This window comes from Pseudomonas sp. PB3P13, from assembly GCF_054897735.1.
In genome coordinates this window covers 3,430,003-3,454,430 of sequence record NZ_CM142702.1, presented here as the reverse complement: position 1 = coordinate 3,454,430, position 24,428 = coordinate 3,430,003, and the positions used below count along the sequence as shown (strand labels likewise).

The window sequence follows — 24,428 nt, the reverse complement described above, 5'->3', positions numbered from 1 at the left end:
AAACACCGAGCTTGACACCTCCCCGATAGCAACCACACTTCATTACGATTTTTGACGAGCGCGCTGATTGTTCAGAAAGAAAACAATTCACCGCACCGGAATGCATCAACTAAGTGACATCAGCGGCCGGCTGTATAGGAAGCAATGGTCACTTAGCGGTTTGTCAACTTCACTATGGAGCCGCGACGTGCCTGATAACTCAACTCAGAAACTCTCTCGCTGGGCGCTGACGGCACTCGTAGTAGGTTCCATGATCGGTGCAGGGATATTTTCACTTCCTGCCACGTTCGGTAGAGCTACGGGTGTCTTTGGAGCATTGATCGCCTGGGCTATTGCAGGGGCCGGTATGCTGATGCTGGCGTTCGTATTCCAAAATCTGGCGCAACGTAAACCGGAGCTGGACTCCGGGATTTTCGCCTACGCCGATGCAGGTTTCGGGAACTACCTTGGTTTTGCTTCCGCCTTTGGATTCTGGGCAGGAACTTGCATTGGCAACGTCTCCTATTTCATTTTGATCCAATCGACATTGGGCGCTTTTTTTCCAGTATTCGGTGAAGGCAATACGCTTGCCGCAGTCGCCGTCGCCTCCGCATTTCTCTGGGCTTTCCATTTTCTCATCCTGCGTGGTGTCAAGGGCGCGGCTGCCATAAACACTATCGTCACGGTGGCGAAGATCATCCCCATCCTGATTTTTGTCGCGGTATTAATCTTCGCGTTCAAGAGTGACCTGTTTGTTCTGAATCTATGGGGCAACATAGCTCCCACGGCTCTTCCTGCAGACCTTGCACACCTGGATGATTTTGGCAGGATTGGCCATGCTGGTGCGTCGATGGATAACTCGAGTCAGCAAGCGGAATCACTACTGACGCAAGTACGTAGCACGATGTTGGTGACGGTCTTCGTATTTCTCGGAATCGAAGGGGCTAGCGTGTACTCGCGTTACGCGCGTAATCGCAAAGATGTCGGGTTCGCTACAGTGTTTGGCTTCGTCTGTGTTCTGGTGTTACTGATGCTGATCACAATCCTGTCTTACGGTGTGCTCCTGCGGCCTGAGCTTGCCGCTTTACGTCAGCCATCCATGGCAGGCGTTCTCGAGGTAATTGTCGGACGCTGGGGAGCCATTCTCATCAGTGTCGGGCTGTTGGTCTCGGTGCTGGGCGCGTATCTGTCATGGTCTTTACTCGCTGCCGAAGCGCTCTTTTCGGCAGCGCGCAACAAGACCATGCCAATGTTTCTGGAAAAGCAGAACGCCCATGACGTGCCCTCTTCGGCGCTGTGGCTGACGAACATTTTTGTCCAGTCGTTCTTGGTTTTAACGATGTTCGTACACTCCGCGTTCGATCTTGCGCTGGAATTGACCAGTTCGTTGACCCTGATTCCCTACCTGCTGGTTGCTGCATACGGCCTGAAGCTCGCATGGTCGGGCGAAAGCTATGAGGCTGATGCTCGTGGCCAGAAACAGCAGCTATTTATTGCGTTGATCGCAACCCTCTACACCATTTTGATGGTCGTCGCAGGTGGCATGAAATACCTGCTGCTCTCTGCTGTGATCTACGCGCCCGGAAGCATCCTTTTCATAATGGCGAGGCGCGAGCAAAACAGGCCGGTCTTCAAGACCTTTGAACGCGGGATATTTATAGTGACTGCCATTGCTGCGGTGCTGGCGGTCATTGGTATTGTTGCTGGCGTCATACCGGTATAGCTTGGACATCGCTGGCACTCACGCTGGTGTCTATTTCACAACCCGGTTCGTTGCATCAATGAGGTCTGCCTTGCCTCCGGCAAGCGAGGGTCCTGAAGCAGCAACTACGTCGTGTGGAAATCCAAGGGTTATTGCGCTGACCGCGTCCAGCTGTTGCAGCTGGTCCGCCGTCAACTGAACGTCTGCCGATGCCAGGTTATCGGCCATCTGCTCCGGCGTACGTGGACCGATGATGGGGAGTGTTCCCTTGGCCAGCACCCAGGCGATTGCGATCTGACCCGGTGTATGGCCGGTCTCTTCGGCGATCGCCAATACTGAATCCACGGTCGTGGTCTTGCGCTCGCTGCTCTCGTCGTGGATGACCGCCCCCAGACCCTGCGCACGACCGGTTTCGCCTTTGCGGTATTTACCTGTCAGCAAACCACCTCCCAGCGGTGACCATCCGACCGTTCCCAGGTTGAACGCAGCCGCCATCGGCAGAAGTTCGCGTTCGGCCGACCGCTCCACTAGGCTGTGCTCCAATTGCACCGCCGAGATGGCGGACCAACCCCGAAGCTCGGCCAGCGTGGCTGCCGTTGCCACACGCCACGCCGGAAAGTCGGACAGTCCGCTGTAGAGAACTTTGCCAGAGCGGATCAGGTCGTCCAGACCCCGTGCAATTTCGTCGATAGGCGTTACGCCGTCAGGCATGTGCACCCACAAAAGATCAATTCGATCTGTCTTGAGGCGCTTGAGGCTTGCTTCCACCGAGCTGAGCATGGCTTTGCGGCTATTGCCGGAACGGAGGACGCCGGCATCGGGGGAATCGCCGAGCGAGAATTTGGTCGCCAGCACGACTTCGTCGCGCTCACTGGCGATGAAATCGCCGAGCATCGATTCCGACTGACCAAATTGATATTGGTCGGCCGTATCGATGAAATTTCCTCCCATTTCACGGTAGCCGTTGTAGATCTTGCGGGCCTCGTCTGCGTCGGAGCCATAGCCCCAGCCTTTACCGAAATTGCCCGTGCCCAGCGCGAGCGAAGATACCCGCAGGCCGGTGTTGCCAAAGATGCGATAACGCATGGCGTGCTCCTTCAGGGGCAGCAGGCTTCAGCGACCTGCGCTGGGTTGGAAGTGAATGAACGCGCAGGAAGTTTAGACGGCTAATTGCAAACGCGCCGTGGCAGTCCGGCTGCCGGAACTGTTGGTAATTTGCCAGACCGGATTTGATCGAACGTCTGTGATTGACCGATTGTTGACTGCCACGACCGACTGAAATCGGCCAAAAGCGGCCCCTCAAGACCGGTTAAATCCTTATACCGTGGCGCTAACAAGGCTTGCTCAAGGGTTTTAACGGCCCTCTCAGTCCCGGCCACGTAAACCTTGAATTGATTTCCTATCAACCCGGAACGTCGATGACTCTTCACCCTAGCCTCATAATCCGGAGCCTTCAGCAATATTTTCGCTCATATTCCGAATAAATCTCCTACCTGTGTGGCCATAATGTGGACACTCCCTGTTCACTCATCGCCGCAATCGGAAAGGGCTAATCAGGCGGTTGCGGCCGACCTGGAAAAAACCAAACCCGCCTCCGAAGCTACCAAGGCAGCCAACAGTGCCTTGCTCAAAGAATTGCCGTTTAACGACAAGAAGTCATTTGAGCTGGCACACAAAGGATTCATCGCTCCCCTACCATCGGCAGAAACTTTTCGCTCGATGCTACGCTCTCAAAAATCAAACTAACGGCTGCGGATAAAGCTTCTCCGCCAACTCGAAAAAAGCTTGAGCCGCAGCAGTAGCCTGTCTCCGGTCCAGCATCGCGATCCCCACCTGACGCTTGACCGGCGGACTGAGCACCTTGACCATGTAGTGCGCATCACCGTCCTCAGGCAAAGAGGACTCAGCCACCATTGTTACCCCATCCCCACGTGTCACCGCAGCTAGGGTACTCATCAACTGAGAGGTCCTGTAACGAACACACGGCTTCAACTTGGCGGCGGCAAAGAGTCGGGAGACCAGTTCGGAAGAGCCCGCCTCGGTGAGTACAAACGGATCAGAGCACAAGTCTTCCAGGGTCACGCTTTCGTTGGAAGCGAGAGGATGTGAGATCGGCAGCAAGGCCACCATCTGATCCTCGATCAAAAGCCGGGTGTCAAACTGGGTTTCAGGCAAGGTGACGAATCCTACGTCCACCTCTCTGTCCAACAGCCATTCCATCACTTGGCGATCGGGCCCCTCGCTCACATGGATTTCAACACCTGGATAAAGCCGACGGTAAACCGTAAGAATTCTTGGCAGTAGGCGCTGGGATGAGGTGGGACCAAATGAACCAATGCGCAAGGTGCCTAGCTTCATGCTCCGTGCATCGCAGGCATCCTGCCGGATCGCATCTGCCAAACCGAGCATTGGCTGCACACGGTGGAGTAGGCGCGCCCCAATGTCTGTCAGCTCGATCTGGCCTTGATGCCGAAGCAGCAGTTCGACACCCCACTCTTGTTCAAGCGCCCTAATGGCATGAGAAACCGCCGATTGGGAAATCTTCAGTTGAGCGGCTGCGAGTGTGAAACCACGCCGCTCAGCAACAGCGACAAAAATTTCCAGTTGAGTCAACGTCATTGTTCAGCCATGAGTAATCACTCATTTCCCTATTATCAACATTATGCGTGAGCATAGACAAAACAGGCATGGCGAGATAGGCCTGCCCCTCTCGCTAATTGATATTAAAGGGATTTTTATGGTCGACCAATGGAAGACTGACGGCATTGCGGCAATTTGGCCTGAAATCAACGCGCCATTTCTTTCTCTACAGGGGATACCTGAGCACTTATTGCCGGTCACCGAAACTCAGGCGCTGTACAAAGAACTTCTGTTGGGGTTCGATGCCATCACAAGCTGCGAAATGAAAGAACTCTACCGGTTTAAACTGTTTCTCAATCGAATGATTAGCCCGCCGGAAATGTTGCTGATCCATAAAGCATTCATCGCTTGGGTGAACTTTGAATATGAACTGGCAAGGACCTTGTTTTCGCAACACCTGCAAGCGTATCCGTCCGACATCATCACGATTTTCTTCGTCCACATGCTGGACTTCTGTACAGGTAAGACTCCGAGGTTAACGGCAGAATTTTCATTTTGCGAACCGCACATACCCCACACACATGCCCTGTATTCCTACTACTTGGCAATCAAATCCTTCGTCTTGTGTGAAGGGCAGTGTTTCCAGGAGGCCCTTGAATTGGGCCTTGAGGCAGTCAGGCTAATTCCCTATAACATCTACGGCATCCATGCCACTGCGCACGCATTGCATGAGATGGGCCGCTGGCAGGAGCTATCGAGCTTCCTGACCGACTGCAAGCCTGACTGGATCGAAAATAAAGGCATGCGGATGCACGTCTATTGGCACCTGGCTATTGCTCATGAGCGATGCGACCAGGTTGAACAGGCACTCCAAGCGTTCGAGGAACTCTATGAATTGAAGGATAGCCCTTTCGCGAAACAGGATCTGGATGCGGTGGGTTTTCTCTGGCGCCTGCGTCTTAAAGCCACGGACAGCAAATTCAATGCTATCTGGGAACGTCTCGCCCTTTTGTGGACCGGCAGCGTTTATGGATCGACCTCTTACTTTCACAAAATCCACGCTGCTCTTGCCTTTTCTGCTACCAACCAGAGCCTGCTCATCGAGAAGCAAATCGCCGAAAGCGATGGATTCGGGATCGAGCCTGAAGCGCATCGAGCAGGCCTGGACGTGCTCAAAGGCATTCTGTTGTTCACCCTGAAGCGTTACCAAGAAAGCCTGGAGGCCTTGCGTACCAGCCGAGACCATTGGCCGTTGTTAGGGGGCAGCCGTGCCCAACGCGAGATCCTTGATCTTACCCTCGAATACGCAGCCCTCAAGACCCTACCCATTCTTGTACAAGAGACACAAGCATGACCGTCCATCCGCCGCGCATAGCCCACACTCCAGACAGCCTTACCTATTTAACGCTTTCTCTGGTAGCAATGATCTGGGGAGGTACCTTTGTTGCCGGTCGTTATCTATCTGCGGACACACCGGCGCTATTATCCGCCAGCGTGAGGTTTATACTCGCCGGAATCATCCTAGGACTGTTCCTGGTGTTTTCAAAGAAAGGCTTCGTCAGGCTTGATCAGTCGCAACTGATCAAGATCGTGGGACTGGGGTTCTGTGGAGTTTATACCTATAACCTCTGCTTTTTTTATGGACTACACTACACAACAGCCTCCCGCGCTTCATTGATCGTAGCCCTGAATCCAGCCGTCATGGCTATCTTCTCTTATTGGTTTTTTAGAGAAAAAATGTCCGCCATGAAAACAGCAGGCATTTTTCTTAGCCTGATAGGGGCCGCTGTTGTAATTCTCAATGAATCCTCGCGCACGTTGATCCTGAATAAAAGCAACTGGCGCGGAGACCTTTTGATCTTTGGCTGCGTACTCAGCTGGGTTTCCTTCAGCATATTCGGTAAAACGGTTGTCAAGGAAATCGGTGCCTTGCACACGGTGACCTATTCGATCTTCGCGGGGGCCGCGATGCTAACGGCGACCGCTATCGTGACGGGTCAAGTCAATCAGGCGTCGCTGCGGGCAATGACGCTTGTCGATTTTTCCAGCTTATTGTACTTGGGCGCCATCGGCTCGGCGTTAGCATACATCTGGTATTACAAGGGCATCGAGCAGATCGGCGCAACCCGTGCCGCAGTGTTCATCGCGCTCAACCCGCTGACGGCGGTGTTGTTGGGCGCACTATTGTTAGGTGAGCAGCTTGGCGCTCCCACATTTGTGGGGGGGGCACTGATTATTGCAGGAATAATAATGTGCAATAGGCCAGCTCGCGCTCGATACAGCCAGGAGACTGGAACCATCCGAGCACCATGAAAAGGCGGCCAATGTTTTGATGCTGAGTAAGAGATTGACCCCTCCCCGAGGGAAAGCTCCCAGGTGCTTCAGAAGGTGCCTAGTTACGCTCGGATGTAATACCCGAACAGCATGTTCAAGTCATTGGGCGAGTTTTGCCAGTCACGGGCGTTATCCCCGATGCGGCGAATGGCAAAAGGCGGAACGTTACGCCTAACAATGTGGCAGTCGTGCAAAGAGACGGTCGAAACATGGCTAATCCTCACCAGCTGTGAAGTCCCGGTGAGCCGGAGAAATGCATTCAGGCTCAAGGCGTGACGATGCCAAACATTCTTGGAAAGGTATCCAGTAAAGCCAATAAGTGGTGGTGAATTTCATCGATAACACTCCTTTAAGACGAGCGCACTTCCTACCGCTGCTCGTAAACGTGGCCCGGTTGGCTAACATAGAATTTTACGTCACCTGAAAAACGAACCGAGCCATGCACGGCGTTTATGCGGAAAAATCGAACAATCTTGCCAGCCAGCTCGCCACTGATGCATGTGGTGTGTGGCGTGTAGGAAAAAAGCCCCATGTCAACGTAGCAGCTAATACGCAGCTCGCAAGAAAGGGTGAGTGGCGTGACTCCGCATGCATGAGAGGTGCGCTCGCATCCGCGAAAGGCCGCTCTGGGTCGTTCTCTGCCGGTCATTCACTGCCGCATGTCGTGGCCAGGCCGAGTGCTTGATCAGCACGGATACATTGACAGGCCTTGTCGAGATTGCTTGCCAGCCACACCGAAAAGGTGGCGTACAGCGTCCAGTCGAACCACTCCAGCGGATTGCCCATACCTGCCGCGCGCAACGTTTTCAGGCGTCCTCGATGAGACGTCGTATTATTCATGTTTTATCTCCGGGTTACGGACGGAATCGGCAGCTGGAGACCCGGATCAAAGGTGCAGCGCCGGCCTGGCCTGGGCGCTGCCATGGGTAGAAGGGACTCGGACACGCAACGCAATTAGCAGCGCGGCCAGCAGCATCAGCACGGCCGCCGCTATGAATACGCCTGCGCTGCCACCGAGGCTGAACATCGCCCCGCCAGCGGCTGCCCCCGTTGCGATTGCTGACTGCACAGACGCAACCACCATGCCCCCGGCGCTTTCCGCTTGATCAGGTACTGCGCTGGCGACCCAGTTCGACCACGCCACCGGCACACCACCAAAGGCCAGGCCCCAGACCGCCAGCAGAATGGCCTGCCCCGGCACCGAGGCCGGCAACAGGACCAACGCCAGTGCAGCAACGCCCACCAGCGCAGGCATCAACGCCAGTGTGGCCAGCGGGTGACGCGCAAGCAGCCACCCGGCCACCAGCGTGCCGACAAAGTTCGCCACACCGAAACCCAGCAGCATCAGGGACAACCCTTGCGGACCGATGCCGGTCGTACCTTCGAGGAATGGCCGAATATAAGTGAACATCGCGAAGTGGCCGCTGTGCACCAGCACGCAACCGAACATCCCCATCGCGATGCCCGGTCGCTGCAACACCTCAAACACCGTGCGCAGACGTGACGGCCGACGCGGCGCAAGGCTCGGCAGCGTGAACGACTGGAAAGCAAGGGTCACTACCCCCACCGCCGCCGCTGCAAAGAACGCGCTGCGCCAGCCGTAGAGTCCGCCCAGAAAACTGCCCAGCGGGACCGCAACCACCGTCCCGATGGCAATGCCGCTGAAAATGATCGAGAGCGCTCGGGGCAACAAAGCCCCCGGTACCAAGCGCATCGCCACGGCCGCCGCCATGCTCCAGAACCCGCCAAGGGCGATGCCCAGCAAGATACGCATCAACAACAGCACCGCGAAACTTGAGGAAACGGCGACCAACAGATTGGATGCGATCATCAACGTGGAAAAACCCAGCAGCACCCAGCGGCGATCGATACTGCGGGTCAGGCCTGGCACTAAGAGGCCGGCGAACAGTGCCACCACTGCCGTCACCGTTACCGCCTGGCCGGCCAGCGCTTCGGACACACCCAAATCGGTAGCCATCGGCGTCAACAGGCTGGCCGGAAGGTACTCCGCGGTCAGCAAGCCGAACACGCCCATGGCCAACGAGAATACGGCCATCCACGCGGGGGTTGCAGGTTCTACATCCGGGCCGGCGCCGGGACGGCTGTCGGGCACGGCATTACACACAAGGTCAGTCATTGCACGGATCTCCAAATCTTCATGACGACCCGCAGTCTAGGCGCGAAGGTCTGGATGATCTATGATCGAAAACCTTGGTTTTTTGACTGAAACACCTGAATAATGCCTACAGACAAGTTTGCTCTCTCCTCGGACCTCATCAACGAGTTGTTGCGCGGCATGCGCCTGCGCGGCGTCGAGTACCGGCGTATTCAAGCGGGCCCGGCCTTCGGTCTGGGCTTCGCTGCCAAACCTGGCCATGCCTGGTTCCACTTCCTGGCGGTCGGCAACGCGGTGCTGCGGATGGAAGACGGGACAACCTATGCGCTGTCAACCGGCAATGCCGTGTTCATCTCACATGGCGCGGCCCATCAACTGCTCTCCCATACGGAAATGCCTGTTCAAGACATCGACCTTCTGGGCAGCGAGCCTCTCGGTGACACTGTCAGCGCGGTGGATACAGGAACCGATGGCGGCCCCGAACCGACCACGCTGGTGTTCAGCGGCTGCATGGAGTTTGAGTTGGGTAGCATCCATGGCCTTGGCAAGCTGATGCCTGGCCTGATGCTGATTGATGCCGGCGGCCAACGTTATCCTGGACTGGTGCCTATCCTCGCCACCATGGAGCGCGAAGTCAGCGCCGCACGCCTCGGCTTCGCCGGCATCCTCGCCCGACTGGCCGACGTGGTCGCCGCCATGGTCGTTCGCGGCTGGGTGGAGTGCGCCTGCGGCAATGCCTCCGGCCTGGTGGCCGCACTGCGAGATCCACGCTTGGCCAGTGCGCTTCTCGCGCTCCATCAACAACCGGGGCGCGACTGGACCGTTGCGCAGCTCGCGGAACAGTGCAATACCTCTCGCTCGGTCTTCGCGGACCGTTTCCAGATGACTATTGGCATGGCGCCGCTGCGCTACGTCACCGAATTGCGGATGCGGCTTGCCAGCCAGTGGCTGACGCTCGAAAGGATGCCTGTTGAAGAGGTGGCGCAGCGCTTGGGCTATACCTCTCAGGCCGCATTCAGTCGAGCATTCAAGCGCACTACGGGGAAGACGCCTGGATTAAGTCGTAAGTCGAGACAGACCGCTGTCTCCTGAAGCCGTCGCACAATCCAGGCATTCTTTTCGCTCAGCAGTGGACGGCCAACGGTTCTGATAAATTGGTACAAATCACTACCTTCTCGAGACCCACGATCAATGAGAGTTATTCGTAGCAAGGATTTCACCGCCGCTCGCGCTTGGGGTGCTGACGATATAGCTAACATGGGCGGAACCACCGTCCGCTTGCACTGGACCGACCAGCCATACAAGTGGCATGTCAACGATGGTGAGGAGGTATTCGCAGTTCTCGACGGCACGGTAGATATGCATTATCGCGAGTCAGGCATCGAACGCGTCGTGACATTGGTGGTGGGTGACGTGTTTTTCGCAGGGGTTGGATGTGAACATGTTGCGCATCCTCGTGGGGAAGCGCGGATTCTGGTCATCGAACGTGAAGGCAGCGTGTGATTGCCTAAGTTTTCGCTCATCGTTACCACTGCTCTGACGAATCGTTCAGGATCGCTTGCTGCCTGCCAGATCACGCTAGGAAGAGAACACTTGCGGACGTTGTTGCGCGCCACCTGCGTATCTGCGTGACTGCTGCCACGCCAGCTGTGCCTGAACTTCAGCGGCAGCGTTCAATACTTTCTGCGCCCAGTGCTCATCTTGTGGATTGACGACGACGACGCGAAAACCGTGATCATGGCCTTCAGTGCGCACGCCCTCGGAATCATCGACATGCAAGTCGATATCGAAGGCCGGCGGAAATTTCGAGGGGGAGTTTGCAAGCCCGTGAGCCTCAAGCGCACGGTTATGTACAACGCTGTTGACCACGCCGTCGACGTGAATCCCGTACAACATCAGCCAGCGGCGGATGTAAGCCGGTGTGCGCCCGGACGACGTGTAGACCCAGACGCTGCAGCCCTGGCGACGTAATTCTCGGGTCAGCGAGCGCGTGCCCAGACGCAACGGCTCACCCAGCCACCGATGAACAAAAGCCGGCAGTCGGCTTGGCTCGACATCGCAGTGGTGCAGTTGGCAGGCCAGCGTGTCATCAATATCAAACGAGATACGGATGCGCGGGCCCTGGCGCCGCAGCAGGGCCCGCCGGACGGTTTCAGCTGCACGGCTGATCGACGTGTGGCACTTGGCGAACAGTGTGGAGCCGTTCATCAATGGCCACCTTGGCAAGCGGGCAGGGGCGTGTCTTTGAGAAAAAACTTCATTGGATCGGGTGCCTGTTCTTCCAGGAAATGTGCGTATTTTTTCTTGATTTTGGGCAGCTCGTACAACGCCTTGACACCGTGCTTGGCGGAGTTGCGTATCACCGATGAAGGGTTGAAATAGCCCTCGGCGTTTTCCAGGGTCACCACAAATGGCGGCAAGCCCGCGCGCATGAGCAGGTAGCTGACAATCAGCGACCCGCTGCGGTTGTTGCCTTCAATGAACAGTTGCGGCTTGCTGAGGATGCGCACATAAACACCGGCCGCACGCTTCCAGACCGATTCGCTGCGATACGCGCAGTACCAATTGAACAAGTCCTTTATACCGCCTTCGACATTGTTGAAGAAATGCTCCTCGGTCGCCTTCAGATGATGAGCATATTCCAGTCGGCTCGTCGGGTCCCGGCCGCACAGGACGGTGGCGTTGATCTCCAGCATCAGGTTGAGTTGCTGAAGGTCAAACAGGTCGACGCCACGGGCGACATAGTCGTCAACCAGCGCGTAGCCTTGCAGCATATTGTGCAGCACCTCGTCCGTCAGAGGATCGCGCGGCTCGGTAAAGTGCTGGCTGAGCGCTGCAAAACGGCTCTGCACCTCACGCAATGCGCATTCAATCGCTGGCAAATCAAGACGACGTGTTGCAGACATTGGCTTTCCTGGATAACGCTTGATGAAAAAGTACAACGACCGCATGCCCGCCAAAGCGTTTGGGCGCCTGGCGGCATGCGGCCCTGACCGGAGATTGGTTATTCAGCTGAATTTGCCGCTGATGTAATCGCCGGTCATTTGTTCGCGCGGGTTGTCGAAAATCTGTGCGGTGGGGCCCATCTCAACCAGATAGCCGGTGCGCGTGCCCTGGGAAATATCCACCGAGAAGAAGGCCGTCGTGTCCGCCACGCGGATGGCCTGCTGCATGTTGTGGGTGACCAGGGCGATGGTGTAATCCTTCTTCAACTCGACCATCAATTCTTCGACCCGGCGGGTGGCGATCGGGTCGAGAGCCGAACAGGGTTCGTCCAGCAGCAGCACTTCCGGTTCGGTCGCGATGGCGCGGGCGATACACAGCCGTTGTTGCTGACCACCGGAAAGCGACAGGCCGCTGACCTTGAGCTTGTCCTTGACCTCATCCCACAGCGCGGCGCCTTGCAAAGCGTGCTTCACGCGGTCGCCCAGATCGCCCTTGTAGCGATTAAGGCGCAGGCCGAACGCGACGTTGTCGAAGATGCTCATCGAGAACGGGTTCGGTTGTTGAAACACCATGCCGATGTAGCGGCGCACGACCACTGGATCTACGCCCTTGCCGTAGACGTCCTGCCCGAGGAAATGCACATGGCCCTCGAAGCGGAAGCCTTTGACCAGGTCGTTCATCCGGTTGAGGCTGCGCAGCACGGTGCTTTTGCCGCAGCCGGACGGACCGATGAAGCCGGTAATCTTGTTTTTCTCGATCGGCACATGGCTGTCACGCACTGCCATGAAGTTGCCGTAGAAAATCTTGTCGAGCTTGCAGTCCATGACCACCGGCGCCTGGGTGACAAACGGAGCAGCTCTTTGCGCAGTTGATACGTTCAAAATTCAGGTGCTCCCGTTCTCAATACTTGGGCTTGCCGAAAATACGGCTGACAATGTTCACGACCAATACGATCATCACCAACACCAGCGAGGCCGCCCATGCGAGCTCGAGCTGGTTGTCGAAGGGCATGCCGGAGAAGTTGTAGATCAGCACGGCCAGCGATGCCGTCGGATTCATGACCTCCAGGCTGCCTTCGTGGTAGATCCAGTAGTTGCTGAACAACGCGGTAAACAACAGCGGTGCGGTTTCGCCCGCGGCGCGTGCCACGGCGAGCATGACGCCGGTCAGGATGGCCGGCATGCCGGTCGGCAAGATAATCTTCCAGATCACTTGCGAGCGGGTGCAGCCCATGCCGTAGGCGGCGTCCTTCATGATCTTGGGCACCATCCTCATCGACTCTTCCGCCGTGAGCACCACGATGGGCAGCATCAGTACCGCCAGTGCGACACCACCCGCCGGTGCCGAGTAGGTACCGGTCGTCATCACCACCAGCGCGTAGGCGAACACCCCGGCCAGAATGGAAGGCAGACCCGTGAGCATCTTGGCGGCAAAACGTGAAGCGTTTGCCAATTTGCTGTCCGGCCCGAGTTCGGCCAGGAATATCGCCGCCATGATGCCGACCGGGACAGCGATGGCCGCCGCGATGCCAACCATGACAAAGGTGCCCGCCATCGCGTTACCGAAACCACCGCCCGTTTCGAACCCGGTCGGTGGCAGTTCGGTGAAGACTTCCATGCTCAGGCGTGCACCGCCGCGCATGATCAGCATGTAGAGCACGGAAATCAGCGGCACGCTGGCCAGTAGCGCGCCAGCCCACACCAGCGTGGTCAGCACGAGGCTGCGCAAGGCGCGGCCTTCGAACTTGCGCTGCAGGCTTGGCATGGCGGCGATAGGGGAAGTGAGGTTAGTCATTATTTGGTCCCGCGTTGGGCATAAACCATGATCATGGAACCGAGGATGTTCACCAGCAGCGTGATCACCATCAGCACCAGTGCGGCATACATCAACACTTCAATTTCGTTTGGCCCGGCTTCCGGGAAGTTCAGCGCCAGCAAGGCCGCCAACGTGTTGGCCGGAGCAAACAGGGAAAGCGAGATATTGTTCGCGTTACCTACAAGCATGGCCAGGGCCATGGTTTCACCCAGGGCTCGGCCCAGGCCCAGCACCAGGGAGCCGAAAATGCCGGTGGCGGCGGAAGGCACCATGACCTTGAGAATCGCTTCCCAGTGGGTGGTCCCCATGCCATACGCGGCTTGCTTGGTTTTCATCGGTACGCCGGTGAGGGCGTCCTGAGAAACGGCGGCAATGGTCGGCAGAATCATGATGGCCAGTACCAATGCGGCCGGGAGCAAACCCGGACCGCTCAAGGACGTGCCGAAAAACGGAATCCAGCCCAGTTCAGTGTTCAACCAGGTGGTCAGCGGCCGGATGGCCGGGATCACTACATAAATGCCCCACAAGCCATAGACGACGCTGGGGATGGCCGCGAGTAATTCGACGATGGTGCGAAACACGGCTGCCAGTTTTGCGGGCAGGAAATCCTGGGTCAGAAATATCGCCATGCTAACGCCGAAAAAGCCTGCGATCAGCAACGCGATAAAGGCACTGTAGAGCGTGCCCCAGATGGCCGGCAGAATGCCGTACTTGCCTTGGTTGACGTCCCAGACGCTGCCGAACAGCACGTCGAAACCGTGCTTTTCCATGCCGGGAAGCGCCTTGCGTCCCACCTCGAACACCAGGGCAAAGACCAACGCCAGAATCAGTACCACCCCGATTCGCGCAAGCGCACGAAAGGTGCGGTCAACCATGAAATCCTTCGTAGAGGGTGGTTGGCAGGCGGAATCCGGGTTAACCGGTACGACAAAAGGTTTGTTCATGGGCTGATTCCGGAACAAGGGGGGGAACTCTCCCGGCATGGCTGACAGCCCACACCGGGAGCGGACTCACGAGCGTTACTGGATGTTGGCTGAAGCTTTACGAACCTGATCGACGACCGATGGCGGCAGCGGGATGTAACCCATCGAATCGGCGATTTTCTGACCTTCGGTCAGGCTGTACTCGACCATTTCACGCATGGCTTTGGCCTTGGCCGGGTTTTCGTTTTGCTTACGGAAGATCATCCAGGTGTAGGAGGTGATCGGGTACGACTTGGCACCGTCCGGATCCGGCAGCCAGGCCACCAGGCTTTCCGGCATCTTCACTGCCGCCAGCGCCTCGGCACCGCTTTCTGCGTTAGGCACTACGTAGTGACCGGCCTTGTTTTGCAACTGGGCGAAGTCAACCTTGGCCAGTTTGGCAAAGCCGTATTCGATGTAGCCGATCGCGCCCGGAGTCTGGCGTACGGTGGCGGTTACACCATCGTTCTTCGGCGATTTGATGAATTTGTCGCTGGCCGGCCAGTTGACTGTGTTGCCTTCACCCAGTGCTGTTTTGAACTCTGGATTGATGGCTGCCACGTGTTTGGTGAACACCGCGGTTGTACCGCTGGAGTCAGCCCGCACGACAACAGTGATCGGCAGGTCGGGCAGTTTCAGTTCCGGGTTGGCCGCGACGAGCGCCGGGTCGTTCCATTTGGTGATTTTGCCCAGGAAGATATTGGAGTAAACGTCGCGTGGCAGCTTCAGCCCTTTGGGACTGCCCGGCAGGTTGTAGGCCAGGACGATTTCGCCCGCCGTCATCGGCAGCAGTTGCGCGCCCTCGGCAACCTTGGCGATGTCTTCATCTTTCATTGCCGAATCACTGGCGGCGAAATCAACGGTTTTGTTCAGGAAATCCTGCACACCCGCGCCGCTGCCCTTGGATTGGTAGTCCACGGTCACCCCAGCGGATTTTTTGCTGAAATCCTTGAACCAGGTCAGGTAGATAGGCGCTGGAAAACTGGCACCGGAGCCAGTCAGGCGGACACTTTCCGCCGCGAAAGAAACGGAGGTGGCACAAAGAGAAACCGTAATGGCCAGCGCTGCAGACTTCATCAAACTTTTCATCTAAGGAGTTCCTTGTGATAACGGGCTCCCGAACTCTGCAACAATTTTGTTACCGTTTTATGAATGTGGAGTCGCGCAACGTCGCTGACAAGCTGGCTATTTCTCAGTCCGCCTGCGTTGAGGGCCGATCTTCACTCAATATCCGGGCCACGGCCCCTGAGGCTTCGAGCTGCTCGAATGAGCGCCGGGCTTTGTCGACGATGTCGTCCGGTGTGTCTCGACTGAACGCCATGTAGATTCTGGCGGGCTGTTTGTCGATCGAATAGATGGCCTCCAGCGAGCTGAAATCTACCTGCGCGGCGGTACTTTCCAGCCGTGCCGAGTTCTCCGACATCGGCAGCAGCTCCACTTGCTGATTGAGCAGCTTTTGAAAGTTGGCGTGATTATCGGCTGATACAACCAGACGAGTCAGCCCTTGCTGCTCCAGGAAAGTCTGCTTGGTGTCGTTACGCACCACCCCGACGATGTAGCGTTTGGCATCTTCAAGGCTGTTCAGCGTGATATCGGTGCGCCCGCTCAATTTGTAGAACTTGATCGTAACCCTGTCGATCTCGCCCACCCACTTGAACAGGTCTTCGCGGATTGCGGTACGCGTTAGGGGATAGATCAGCACGTTCGGCTCATGCAAAGCCTTTTCGTAGGCCCGTGCCCATGGGTATAGCGACAGGCGATACTCGGTCAGCGCAGCGCCTCGCAAGGTTTCTTCAGCGATACGAGTACCCGGCCCGGCGACCTTGCCGTCACGCGGGTAAGCGTACATCGAGTCCTCGGTAACCACTTCAATTCCCTCCGCGCGGGATTGCAGGCTGACCAGAGCCAGAAACAGGCCTGCGCAAAACGTCATACCAAAATGCATACGTACCTCGTGGCCACGCTGGTTTATAAGGCGACGCGATTGCGTCCTTGAGATTTGGCCCGGTACAGCGCTTGATCGGCGCAATGCAGCAATTGGTCGAAATGATCCATGGTCTGCGGGTCCAGCTCGGCGACCCCGATACTCAACGTCACAAAGGGCGACACCGTCGAGCCACTGTGTGGCAATTCGCGCGCGGCCAGGCTTGCGCGCAATCGTTGTGCAGCGTTGCAGGCCTGCCTGGCATCGATGTTAGGCAGCACCACGACGAATTCCTCGCCGCCCACCCGGGCAGCCAGTTCGCCCGAGCGTCCAAAGACCCCCCTCAGGGTTTCAGCGACCTGTTTCAGGCACTCGTCACCCTGCATGTGGCCGTAGGCGTCGTTGTACAACTTGAAGAAATCGACGTCACACATGAGCACCGCCAGCGGCGTTTTGTGGCGCATCGCTCGGCGAAATTCCACTTCCTTCAGTTCGTCGAAATAGCGACGGTTGGCCAGCCCCGTCAGCGCATCGTGCCGCGACAGGGCTTCGAGGGACTGATTGGCGGCCTTCAATTGCGCGGTGCGCGCTTCGACCAGTTCGGCCAAATGATCGCGACTGGAGGCAATGGCCAGTTCATCCGAACGCTGGCGCTCCAGATGGGCATGAAGATTGTCCTGAAGTTCATTGACCTGGGATTCGAGCAGGCCTAGCTCGTCCTGACGCCGTATCGAGCGCTGCAGCTTGAGGTGATTGCCGAGGGTTTGCGGCGCGAGCCCGCCCAGATGCCGTGCGATGTGTACGACGTGCACAGTCACCAATCGGTTGAACATGGTCATGATCAACCCGGCCAGCAATAACGACTGGATCACTTGAGTAATGACGATGCTGCGCGCTTCGCCCCAAAGACGTGCCCGCAGCAAATTGGCATCGCCTTCGATCGTCAGCTCGCCGACAATTTCGTGTGCCCCCGCATAAGGCTGCGCAACCAGCTGGCGATGCAGCAAGGGCGCCCTGTCCGACGTGGCATCGTTGTATCGCTTCAGCTCGATGACTTCCGGTGATTGACCGGGCCGCAGGATGTTCAGCACCACGCGCCCGACCGGCGCTGCGCTGGCGACACTGGCGAGCTGCTTGTTCAGCGATTCACGGTCCATTTCCCAGATGGCGTGCGACAAGGTGTTCTGGAATACCTGATCGATCAGAACCAGTTCCGAGTTCATCTCTGCCAGGTTACTTTCCCAAGCCATCCAGGTACGCAGCGAGACCATCGCCAAGGTAAAGAGCAGACAAAATATAAGCGTCGCCTGTACCAGACGACGCCCCAATGATTTGAACCTGTTGCCGCCGGTTTCTATAGATGAGGTTTCTTGCGATGAGCTATCGAGATCGCCTGCCATGTCATAACCACTTGCGCATGATGGCGTCATAAACGCCATTGCCGCGGATGGTCTCCAGACCTTTCCTGAATTTTTCGACCGTCTGAACGGGTGTCTTGCGGCTGAACGCCATGCTCAAGCCTTCCTCACTGGTGAGGTCTGGAAGCGGCAGTGAGCGGATCAGCACCTTTTCCGGGTCCTCGCCATTCTGGCGGGTCAGGTACAGCGCGTTGAGTTCATTGGAAATCCACAGCTCGACATGATCGACCTTGAGCTTGCGGTAGTTGTGTTCGTACTTGGTGCTCGACTGAAGTTCTTCACCAATGCGAAAACCTTTTGAAATCAGATATTGCTCCCCCACATCCTGATTGACCGTGGCGATCTGATAACCGCGGGCATCGTTCAGCGAGTTGAGTTTTATCGGCCGCTCTGCCAACGAAAACATGTACCACTGGGTCGGCGCGATGGCCCCCACCCAGTGGAAAAGCTGCTCGCGGGCAGGCGTGCGGACGATCGAGTAAATCAGCACATTGCTTTCATTGAGCGCCAGCTCGTATGCACGCGCCCAAGGCATGGGCTGGATCGAAGCTTCAACGCCAATCTCTTTGAGTACGGCTTGAACCACTTCGGTGCTCATGCCCGTCACGTGGCCATCCTGCGTCATGTTGTAGGGCGGCAACTCCTCCGTGACGATCCGCAACGCAGGCTCTGCCGAGGCGATTGGCGAAAACCCGCAGGCAGCCAAAAACATGAGGACGCTGAACATCAATAGGCGGTTAAGCGGCGAAGCCATAGACGATTACCCTGGGTTTACTCAAAGCAGCAGGCGCGGTTGATAGCCGTCGACTTATTGTTTATCGGCCGTGTTGGCGCGCGCTTGACTGTCGCACAAGCTGATATCCGCTCGATGCGTTTCTGCGACGATCTTGCGCACCTCGGGATGTCGATCAATCGTAATCAACTCACTGAGCGCTTGTCGGCGCTTCTGGGCAAACCGATTCTGCAGAAATTGCACGTCGAGCCGGCGGTGGATTGCAGGTATGAAAATGGCGGCGAGGAGGGTGGGGTATTGACATATCGAGAAATCTCGATATCATCGCGGCATGGAATTACTCGAAATATTTAAAGCGCTCTCGAACCGGACACGGCTGGAGATACTGAAGGGTCTGAAGGACCCCGCCAGGAATTTCCCCGCGCAGGATGAGGGTGACGTTCATACGGTGGGAGTCTGTGTGAGCAGCATTCAGGAAGGCGTCGGACTGTCGCAGTCGACGGTTTCTGATTATCTGGCAACACTGCAACGAGTGGGCTTGGTCGAGGTTACGCGCATCGGTCAGTGGACTTACTACAAGCGCAACGAAGCAACCATCAGTGCGCTTGCAGAGGTCATAGGGAAAGAGTTGTGAATTTCTCTTTGGTCTGGCTACATCGAAAAATCCCGATATCCCGTTTTGCCGAAATGAAGAGGTACAAGAGGTAGCACAAGGGCGAGTCTGAGCAGTCAGTGGTCTCGCCGCAGGTAAAGCGCAGTAAATTTTTTTGCCTGGCAATATCGAGAAATCTCGATATCCCTTTTTATCGAAATGAGGATGCGAAAATGAAAGCGATGATACTTAAATCATTTGGTGGCCCGGAAGCGTTCGAACTGCGCGAGGTGCCAAAGCCAGTGCCGCACACCGGACAAGTGCTGGTCCGGGTACACGCGACCTCGATCAACCCGTTGGATTTCCAGGTCCGACGTGGCGATTATTCAGACCTGGTGCAATTGCCGGCCATCACAGGGCATGACATATCGGGTGTCGTGGAAGCCGTCGGTCCGGGTGTGACGTCCTTCGTTCCCGGAGACGAAGTCTGGTACACCCCGCAAATATTCGACGGGCCGGGAAGTTATGCTCAGTACCACGTTGCCAACGAAAGCATTGTCGGGAAAAAACCTGCCTCGCTAAGCCATCTGGAGGCGGCAAGCCTGACGTTGGTCGGCGGTACGGCATGGGAAGCACTGGTCGTGCGCGCGGCGCTCAGAGTAGGGGAAAGCATCCTGATACATGGCGGCGCGGGAGGCGTCGGTCATGTGGCGATCCAAATGGCAAAAGCCATCGGAGCAAGGGTGTTCACGACCGTGCGCGAAGCAAACTTCGAGTTTGCACGAAGCCTGGGAGCCGACGTGCTCATCGACTATGAAAAAGAGGATTACGTCGACGTCATCATGCGGGAGACGGGGGGCCGCGGAGTCGATGTCGTGTTCGACACCATCGGCGGCCATACATTATCGCGTAGCCCCGACGCACTTGCACAACTTGGCCGCGTTGTGACGATTGTAGACCTTGCACAGCCACAAAACGTTCTTCAGGCCTGGGACAAGAACGCTAGTTATCACTTTGTTTTCACGAGACAAAATCGCGGCAAGCTCGATGAGCTGAGCGCGTTGATAGAACGCGGTCAGTTGCGGCCACATGTCGGCGCCGTCTATTCGCTTGCCGACATCCCGATCGCCCATGCCCGCCTGGAAAGTCCCAACAATGGCCTCCAGGGCAAGATCGCCATTTCGGTCTAGCCATCGGCGCTTGTTGCACGTCCGTATTTTTAACCGCAGGACTCATTGAAGAGGCATACCATGATTTATGAAATCGCTCTGCTCCCCGTACACAAAGAACACATCGCACAGTTTAGATGTGCATTTGCCGAAGTCGCCCCATTGCTCAGCCGTGCCAAGGGTTATGGCGGTCACGTGCTCGCGCAAGGTGTCGAAACGCCCGGGCTGTTCAACCTGATCGTGCGATGGCAATCACTCGAGGACCACACGCCGGGCTTCGAAGAAAGTGAAGACCATCGAATGTTCATGCAGGGCTTACAGGACTATTTTTCTGAGGAGCCGACGGTCTATCACGTTGAGGGGCCTGCCTTCGCTACAGGCGAACATGATAAGCCTCATAGTGCCATTGGCCCCGGTAATACCCAGTCCTGAAAACCCGTAGCCCTGGTTTCAATGAGCGGTCGTCGATTCAGGTGCCTTGCGCCATGAACGAGCGCAGGCATAGAGGTAGCGCAAGGTCGGTTTGCCGTTGTCGAAAACCAGCGTTTGCCAGGAACACTCCAGCATTCGCCGGTACACGCCGATCACTTCGGCATGTTCGGCCCTGCGGGAAAACGCATAGAGAAAGTCGGTGTGGTTGCCCAGCACGAAATCGATCCGTTGCTGTTTGGTCAGTTGCGCGCCATAGCGGGCGAGATAAACCTCGATGAACCTGATTTTATTCTGGTAGTACTTCTTCGGTTGCGCGGTCATGTTTCCGCTATTGACCGTGCGTTCCAGCAGTACGTGCGGCACCGTGTGAATCTCCCAGTGTTCGGCGATCCGGGTCCACATGTAGCGGTCTTCGGAATAACGCAGGCTGGCATCGAAGCCGCCCAGTTGCATGATCACGTCGCGCTTGACCAGTGCGGTGGAGACCCCATTAACGACGTTGGCGTGAATGAAGTCGTAGAAATGCCGGCCGTTCTTGCGAATGTTGTCCAGTTGCCGCCGTCCGTCGCTGTAGTTGACCTGCGTGTAGCAGTCGATCAGCCCCACCGGCCGTCCCTGGGCACTGAGTTCGTCATACAGGGCCAGTTGTAGCTCCAGCTTTTGCGCAAGCCATTGGTCGTCGGCATCGAGCATCGCCACAAACGTCTCTTCGGAGTGTCGCAGACCATGGTTGCGGGCGCTGGCCTGGCCTTCGTTGGCTTGCTGCAACAGCGTCAGGCGAAACGGTGCCGCAAAGTCTTTGACCCGCTGCGGCCCGTCATCGGTGGAACCGTCATCGATGACAATGACGTGATCCGGCAGCCGGGTTTGCTCCACCAGGGACGCCAGTGTTTGCTCGATGCTGGCGGCACCGTTATACATCGGGATCACGACGCACACTGAATGCGATAGAGGGGCGGCTTGGTCTGACATGGATGTTTCTCCGGTTGTTACGCCAGGGCTAAATCGCTTGGAAATGCGTGTCAGGCGGACGCTGGTACAGGTCGCCAGTGGGTGGGGCAGGTAATGGCATAAAGAGGGCTTTCCAGGGCGTTTGCGCAGACAAAGCTACCGCATGGTCCGTGTTTGGGGATCTTGTACATAACGGGTACAAAGGTCGCTCTGGGGAAGAGCGTTCAAGGACAAGTCCCGCGCAACTATTTGCTAGGTAGACCGTTTTAGTTATTGATCAGTCTTATGAAACTGTCAAACGCGACTTGTCAAAAAAATGCCTTTGATCCTGATAATTCGCGTGGCGTTGCAGTCAACTGATTGTTTTTACTGATGAAACTGTCTATGTGAAATTTAAGATTCTTTGGGTAATTAAAGTCGGAGTGGAGCGGCCTGGGATGTTCCGACTCGTGAGGCTCACAACCACGACTCAATCAAATTGGCCGGATTGAACCTGGCGGACTGAGGGGCTGAGTCGTGTCATGCAGCGCATCCTGAGACGATACTGGCGCTGGCTTACATCGACTCGCCCTCGTATCATCCGCCCCTGTGTGCCTACGACATTCGCCCGGACAGTCGCGCTTCCAGCAAGGCAAGCACGGGCCAGCCAAACGTGATTGATCCCCCTATGCTTTTTGAGCCCCTATGAAGACCTATCGTGCCAGGTTTACCGAAGGGCCCGTGGGCAAGCATGTAATGAGCATGGTGAGTACCAGCGCTCTGGGCCTGCTGGCAGTTTTTCTCGTCGACATCCTCACGGTGCTGTACGTGTCCATGCTGGATGACCAAAGTCTTCTGGCCGCCGTGGGGCTGGGCAAGACGCTGGTGTTCATCAACGGCGCGTTCACCTCCGGGCTGGTAATAGGCGCTGGTGCCTTGCTGTCGGACCGCATCGGTCGCCACGCCTCCAGCTCGCTGGCCCGACTTGCCAGCCACATGCTGATCATGGCGCTCGTGCTTTCGGGCACTCTCGTCGCCGTGGAGTTGTTGAGCGCCGTGCCGTTGGCCCGGTGGCTGGGTGGAGACCTTGCGGTGTATCGGGCTGCACGGCATTTTCTCTGGATGGTGGTGCCCGCGAGCATTTTGATGGCCGCGACGCAGATGTGCGTGCAGATGCTCAGGGCGCAAGGACAGGTCAGGCTCGCACTGAGTGTGTTGCTGGTGGGGGCGGGGACTTTGGCGGTCGCCGACCCATTGTTCATTTTCGGTTTGGGGATGGGCCTGGAGGGTGCCGGCATTGCCTATCTGCTGTCGGCGGCGGTGTCCATGTTCACAGGGCTGGTACTGGTCAAACGTCGCATTGGATTGTCGACCAGGGTCAATCGCCAGCTCCTGACCCTGCACACGGCGCGCACCTTGCGCGTGGCGTTTCCGGCGATGCTCGCAAATCTGGCCATGCCGGTGGGGATCACCTGCCTGATGCTGGTGCTCGCCGGTTTTGGCGCGTCGGCGCTGGCCGGAATGGCGGTCGTGGATCGGGTGCTGCAGTTTGGCTACTGTGTGTTTTTCGCCTTGCCGGGTGCGCTGGTGCCGGTACTCGCACAGAACCTGGGAGCGGGGCGGGACGACCGGGCTCAGGAAACCCTGACCTTTACCCGCCGGTTAGTCGTCCTCTATGGTGTGTCGTTGTGGTTTCTGCTGGCCGTTTCGGGAGCCTGGATTGCCGATTATTTTCACCTGATGGACATGGGCCGAGAGATCTTCCTGGCCGTCTGCTATTACGGCTCCGGTCTGTGGATTCTCTTCGGGCTGGACTTTGTTGCGCAGTCGATGTTTCTGACGATGGAGCGCGCCTGGTGGGTGCCGACCTTCGGCTGGCTTCGCGGCACGCTGGGTACGCTGCCGTTTGTGTACGCAGGCGCTCACCTGTTTGACGGGAGCGGCGCGGTAATCGGCATGTGGTTGGGCAACGCTTTGGTGGCGATGGTCGCAATCGTTACGGCTTCTCATGTGTCGCGGCGGTACTTTCTGCAAAGAGCGCAGACGCCCCGGCCTCATTGATAACAATCCCGCCACTGCCGGAGCAGGCAGCCAGAGTGGTCAACGATTAACGGAATTGTATGGCAGTCATGGACATTCACAACGAATCAGGCGATTCACCAAGCCCCAAACGTCGACGTGCGCCGAAAGGGGAGATGCGCCGTATGGCGCTGCTCGACGCTGCCACCGAAGTGTTTGCCCGCGATGGCTACCTCGGCGCTTCGATGCGCGATGTCGCCGATATTGCGGGAATCACCACGGTCGGATTGCTGCATCATTTCCCCAACAAGGTCGCGTTGTTGCGCGCACTGCTGGATCGTCGGGACGAGCGAGTGGTTGCCAGGTTCGGTGATCTGGCCACGGCCCCGACACTGGACGGTTTTCTGCAGTTCCTCAGGCTGAGCATGAGCTTAAGCGTGGAGGATGCATGCGAATGTCAGGCTTCGGTGATGATCAACACGGAAAGTCTCTCCGACAAGCATCCGGCCTTCCCCTGGTACAAGGAAAAGTTCGAGCTGGTGCATGCTCATGCGCAGGCGCACCTGGGCATGTTGGTCGAATCGGGGGAGATACGAGAGGATCTGAACGTGAAAGCACTCGCCCAGGAGATTTTCTCGATGATGGACGGGCTGCAGATTCAATGGCTCAGGGGGCAGACTGATGTCGACGTCATGAGCGTTTTCGAGGTTTATCTGCGGCGCCTGGCCGCGGATCTGAAAGTCGCGCAAAAGGCTCATCCCTGAGCCTTTATTCAAC

24 protein-coding genes are annotated in these 24,428 nt (G+C 57.0%); 10 read left to right on the top strand and 14 right to left on the bottom strand.

Annotated elements, in window-relative coordinates; translation table 11 throughout:
- Nucleotides 1-187 precede the first annotated feature (187 nt).
- Nucleotides 188-1,702, top strand: coding sequence for an amino acid permease (locus tag ACYZT1_RS15920; protein WP_462015664.1), 1,515 nt, complete (start codon nucleotides 188-190; stop codon nucleotides 1,700-1,702).
- Between the two features lie 30 nt (nucleotides 1,703-1,732).
- On the opposite strand, the gene ACYZT1_RS15915 is transcribed toward ACYZT1_RS15920, so the two are convergent.
- Both ACYZT1_RS15915 and ACYZT1_RS15910 read right to left on the bottom strand, forming a co-directional pair.
- On the bottom strand, nucleotides 1,733-2,767 hold the full coding sequence (locus ACYZT1_RS15915) for an aldo/keto reductase (RefSeq protein WP_462015663.1): 1,035 nt from the start codon (nucleotides 2,765-2,767) through the stop codon (nucleotides 1,733-1,735).
- A gap of 651 nt (nucleotides 2,768-3,418) precedes the next feature.
- A complete protein-coding gene (locus ACYZT1_RS15910; protein WP_462015662.1) occupies nucleotides 3,419-4,300 on the bottom strand; it encodes a LysR family transcriptional regulator in 882 nt (293 codons plus the stop codon).
- 118 nt (nucleotides 4,301-4,418) lie between these two features.
- On the opposite strand from ACYZT1_RS15910, the gene ACYZT1_RS15905 reads away from it, so the two are divergent.
- Both ACYZT1_RS15905 and ACYZT1_RS15900 read left to right on the top strand, forming a co-directional pair.
- Nucleotides 4,419-5,615 (top strand): tetratricopeptide repeat protein, encoded by a 1,197-nt coding sequence (locus ACYZT1_RS15905; protein WP_462015661.1) that lies wholly within the window; start codon nucleotides 4,419-4,421, stop codon nucleotides 5,613-5,615.
- Nucleotides 5,612-6,574: a DMT family transporter gene (locus ACYZT1_RS15900; RefSeq protein WP_462015660.1), complete on the top strand. Its 963-nt coding sequence runs from the start codon at nucleotides 5,612-5,614 to the stop codon at nucleotides 6,572-6,574. Before ACYZT1_RS15905 ends, ACYZT1_RS15900 begins: the two co-directional genes overlap by 4 nt.
- Nucleotides 6,575-7,240: 666 nt before the next feature.
- On the opposite strand, the gene ACYZT1_RS15895 is transcribed toward ACYZT1_RS15900, so the two are convergent.
- Both ACYZT1_RS15895 and ACYZT1_RS15890 read right to left on the bottom strand, forming a co-directional pair.
- Complete coding sequence (locus ACYZT1_RS15895; protein ID WP_462015659.1) at nucleotides 7,241-7,435, bottom strand: hypothetical protein; 195 nt, start codon at nucleotides 7,433-7,435, stop codon at nucleotides 7,241-7,243.
- Nucleotides 7,436-7,481: 46 nt separating this feature from the next.
- Nucleotides 7,482-8,732 (bottom strand): MFS transporter, encoded by a 1,251-nt coding sequence (locus tag ACYZT1_RS15890; RefSeq protein ID WP_462015658.1) that lies wholly within the window; start codon nucleotides 8,730-8,732, stop codon nucleotides 7,482-7,484.
- Between the two features lie 102 nt (nucleotides 8,733-8,834).
- On the opposite strand from ACYZT1_RS15890, the gene ACYZT1_RS15885 reads away from it, so the two are divergent.
- Both ACYZT1_RS15885 and ACYZT1_RS15880 read left to right on the top strand, forming a co-directional pair.
- Nucleotides 8,835-9,803, top strand: a complete 969-nt coding sequence (locus ACYZT1_RS15885; protein ID WP_462015657.1) for an AraC family transcriptional regulator — start codon at nucleotides 8,835-8,837, stop codon at nucleotides 9,801-9,803.
- Nucleotides 9,804-9,902: 99 nt separating this feature from the next.
- Entirely contained in the window at nucleotides 9,903-10,214 is a 312-nt protein-coding gene (locus ACYZT1_RS15880) for a cupin domain-containing protein (protein WP_462015656.1), read from the top strand.
- 75 nt (nucleotides 10,215-10,289) lie between these two features.
- Here the strand turns inward: ACYZT1_RS15880 and ACYZT1_RS15875 are convergent, their stop codons facing one another.
- From ACYZT1_RS15875 to ACYZT1_RS15835, 9 genes are all read right to left on the bottom strand, one after another.
- On the bottom strand, nucleotides 10,290-10,919 hold the full coding sequence (locus ACYZT1_RS15875) for a hypothetical protein (protein ID WP_462015655.1): 630 nt from the start codon (nucleotides 10,917-10,919) through the stop codon (nucleotides 10,290-10,292).
- Entirely contained in the window at nucleotides 10,919-11,617 is a 699-nt protein-coding gene (locus tag ACYZT1_RS15870; RefSeq protein ID WP_462015654.1) for a hypothetical protein, read from the bottom strand. The genes ACYZT1_RS15875 and ACYZT1_RS15870 overlap by 1 nt, the downstream gene beginning before the upstream one ends.
- A 102-nt stretch (nucleotides 11,618-11,719) precedes the next feature.
- On the bottom strand, nucleotides 11,720-12,481 hold the full coding sequence (pstB, locus tag ACYZT1_RS15865; RefSeq protein WP_017847588.1) for a phosphate ABC transporter ATP-binding protein PstB: 762 nt from the start codon (nucleotides 12,479-12,481) through the stop codon (nucleotides 11,720-11,722).
- Nucleotides 12,482-12,557: 76 nt separating this feature from the next.
- Nucleotides 12,558-13,451: a phosphate ABC transporter permease PstA gene (pstA, locus tag ACYZT1_RS15860; protein WP_462015653.1), complete on the bottom strand. Its 894-nt coding sequence runs from the start codon at nucleotides 13,449-13,451 to the stop codon at nucleotides 12,558-12,560.
- Nucleotides 13,451-14,416, bottom strand: a complete 966-nt coding sequence (pstC, locus tag ACYZT1_RS15855; protein WP_462015652.1) for a phosphate ABC transporter permease subunit PstC — start codon at nucleotides 14,414-14,416, stop codon at nucleotides 13,451-13,453. Before pstC ends, pstA begins: the two co-directional genes overlap by 1 nt.
- A gap of 75 nt (nucleotides 14,417-14,491) precedes the next feature.
- A complete protein-coding gene (pstS, locus tag ACYZT1_RS15850) occupies nucleotides 14,492-15,523 on the bottom strand; it encodes a phosphate ABC transporter substrate-binding protein PstS (protein ID WP_462015651.1) in 1,032 nt (343 codons plus the stop codon).
- A gap of 103 nt (nucleotides 15,524-15,626) precedes the next feature.
- A complete protein-coding gene (locus ACYZT1_RS15845) occupies nucleotides 15,627-16,379 on the bottom strand; it encodes a substrate-binding periplasmic protein (RefSeq protein ID WP_462015650.1) in 753 nt (250 codons plus the stop codon).
- Nucleotides 16,380-16,402: 23 nt separating this feature from the next.
- Nucleotides 16,403-17,758 (bottom strand): GGDEF domain-containing protein, encoded by a 1,356-nt coding sequence (locus ACYZT1_RS15840; protein WP_462015649.1) that lies wholly within the window; start codon nucleotides 17,756-17,758, stop codon nucleotides 16,403-16,405.
- A gap of 1 nt (nucleotide 17,759) precedes the next feature.
- A complete protein-coding gene (locus ACYZT1_RS15835) occupies nucleotides 17,760-18,530 on the bottom strand; it encodes a substrate-binding periplasmic protein (RefSeq protein ID WP_462015648.1) in 771 nt (256 codons plus the stop codon).
- 310 nt (nucleotides 18,531-18,840) lie between these two features.
- Here ACYZT1_RS15835 and ACYZT1_RS15830 point away from each other — a divergent pair, with 310 nt between their 5' ends.
- From ACYZT1_RS15830 to ACYZT1_RS15820, 3 genes are all read left to right on the top strand, one after another.
- Entirely contained in the window at nucleotides 18,841-19,143 is a 303-nt protein-coding gene (locus ACYZT1_RS15830) for an ArsR/SmtB family transcription factor (RefSeq protein ID WP_462015647.1), read from the top strand.
- Between the two features lie 191 nt (nucleotides 19,144-19,334).
- Nucleotides 19,335-20,291 carry a zinc-dependent alcohol dehydrogenase family protein gene (locus tag ACYZT1_RS15825; RefSeq protein WP_462015646.1) on the top strand — a complete coding sequence of 319 codons (957 nt, stop codon included), beginning with the start codon at nucleotides 19,335-19,337 and terminating at the stop codon, nucleotides 20,289-20,291.
- A gap of 60 nt (nucleotides 20,292-20,351) precedes the next feature.
- Nucleotides 20,352-20,702, top strand: coding sequence for an antibiotic biosynthesis monooxygenase family protein (locus ACYZT1_RS15820; RefSeq protein ID WP_462015645.1), 351 nt, complete (start codon nucleotides 20,352-20,354; stop codon nucleotides 20,700-20,702).
- Nucleotides 20,703-20,720: 18 nt separating this feature from the next.
- On the opposite strand, the gene ACYZT1_RS15815 is transcribed toward ACYZT1_RS15820, so the two are convergent.
- Nucleotides 20,721-21,674, bottom strand: coding sequence for a glycosyltransferase family 2 protein (locus ACYZT1_RS15815; RefSeq protein WP_462015644.1), 954 nt, complete (start codon nucleotides 21,672-21,674; stop codon nucleotides 20,721-20,723).
- 663 nt (nucleotides 21,675-22,337) lie between these two features.
- Between ACYZT1_RS15815 and ACYZT1_RS15810 the strand changes: the two genes are divergently transcribed.
- Both ACYZT1_RS15810 and ACYZT1_RS15805 read left to right on the top strand, forming a co-directional pair.
- Nucleotides 22,338-23,693: an MATE family efflux transporter gene (locus ACYZT1_RS15810; RefSeq protein WP_462015643.1), complete on the top strand. Its 1,356-nt coding sequence runs from the start codon at nucleotides 22,338-22,340 to the stop codon at nucleotides 23,691-23,693.
- A gap of 59 nt (nucleotides 23,694-23,752) precedes the next feature.
- Nucleotides 23,753-24,415, top strand: a complete 663-nt coding sequence (locus ACYZT1_RS15805) for a TetR/AcrR family transcriptional regulator (RefSeq protein ID WP_462015642.1) — start codon at nucleotides 23,753-23,755, stop codon at nucleotides 24,413-24,415.
- The last annotated feature ends 13 nt before the right edge of the window (nucleotides 24,416-24,428 follow it).

Coding starts and splice junctions, on each gene's coding strand:
- ACYZT1_RS15915 (WP_462015663.1), bottom strand. CDS start 2,767: ATGCGTTATCGCATCTTTGGCAACACCGGCCTGCGGGTATCTTCGCTC.
- ACYZT1_RS15910 (WP_462015662.1), bottom strand. CDS start 4,300: ATGACGTTGACTCAACTGGAAATTTTTGTCGCTGTTGCTGAGCGGCGT.
- ACYZT1_RS15905 (WP_462015661.1), top strand. CDS start 4,419: ATGGTCGACCAATGGAAGACTGACGGCATTGCGGCAATTTGGCCTGAA.
- ACYZT1_RS15900 (WP_462015660.1), top strand. CDS start 5,612: ATGACCGTCCATCCGCCGCGCATAGCCCACACTCCAGACAGCCTTACC.
- ACYZT1_RS15895 (WP_462015659.1), bottom strand. CDS start 7,435: ATGAATAATACGACGTCTCATCGAGGACGCCTGAAAACGTTGCGCGCG.
- ACYZT1_RS15890 (WP_462015658.1), bottom strand. CDS start 8,732: ATGACTGACCTTGTGTGTAATGCCGTGCCCGACAGCCGTCCCGGCGCC.
- ACYZT1_RS15885 (WP_462015657.1), top strand. CDS start 8,835: ATGCCTACAGACAAGTTTGCTCTCTCCTCGGACCTCATCAACGAGTTG.
- ACYZT1_RS15880 (WP_462015656.1), top strand. CDS start 9,903: ATGAGAGTTATTCGTAGCAAGGATTTCACCGCCGCTCGCGCTTGGGGT.
- ACYZT1_RS15875 (WP_462015655.1), bottom strand. CDS start 10,919: ATGAACGGCTCCACACTGTTCGCCAAGTGCCACACGTCGATCAGCCGT.
- ACYZT1_RS15870 (WP_462015654.1), bottom strand. CDS start 11,617: ATGTCTGCAACACGTCGTCTTGATTTGCCAGCGATTGAATGCGCATTG.
- pstB (WP_017847588.1), bottom strand. CDS start 12,481: ATGGACTGCAAGCTCGACAAGATTTTCTACGGCAACTTCATGGCAGTG.
- pstA (WP_462015653.1), bottom strand. CDS start 13,451: ATGACTAACCTCACTTCCCCTATCGCCGCCATGCCAAGCCTGCAGCGC.
- pstC (WP_462015652.1), bottom strand. CDS start 14,416: ATGAACAAACCTTTTGTCGTACCGGTTAACCCGGATTCCGCCTGCCAA.
- pstS (WP_462015651.1), bottom strand. CDS start 15,523: ATGAAAAGTTTGATGAAGTCTGCAGCGCTGGCCATTACGGTTTCTCTT.
- ACYZT1_RS15845 (WP_462015650.1), bottom strand. CDS start 16,379: ATGCATTTTGGTATGACGTTTTGCGCAGGCCTGTTTCTGGCTCTGGTC.
- ACYZT1_RS15840 (WP_462015649.1), bottom strand. CDS start 17,758: ATGGCAGGCGATCTCGATAGCTCATCGCAAGAAACCTCATCTATAGAA.
- ACYZT1_RS15835 (WP_462015648.1), bottom strand. CDS start 18,530: ATGGCTTCGCCGCTTAACCGCCTATTGATGTTCAGCGTCCTCATGTTT.
- ACYZT1_RS15830 (WP_462015647.1), top strand. CDS start 18,841: ATGGAATTACTCGAAATATTTAAAGCGCTCTCGAACCGGACACGGCTG.
- ACYZT1_RS15825 (WP_462015646.1), top strand. CDS start 19,335: ATGAAAGCGATGATACTTAAATCATTTGGTGGCCCGGAAGCGTTCGAA.
- ACYZT1_RS15820 (WP_462015645.1), top strand. CDS start 20,352: ATGATTTATGAAATCGCTCTGCTCCCCGTACACAAAGAACACATCGCA.
- ACYZT1_RS15815 (WP_462015644.1), bottom strand. CDS start 21,674: ATGTCAGACCAAGCCGCCCCTCTATCGCATTCAGTGTGCGTCGTGATC.
- ACYZT1_RS15810 (WP_462015643.1), top strand. CDS start 22,338: ATGAAGACCTATCGTGCCAGGTTTACCGAAGGGCCCGTGGGCAAGCAT.
- ACYZT1_RS15805 (WP_462015642.1), top strand. CDS start 23,753: ATGGCAGTCATGGACATTCACAACGAATCAGGCGATTCACCAAGCCCC.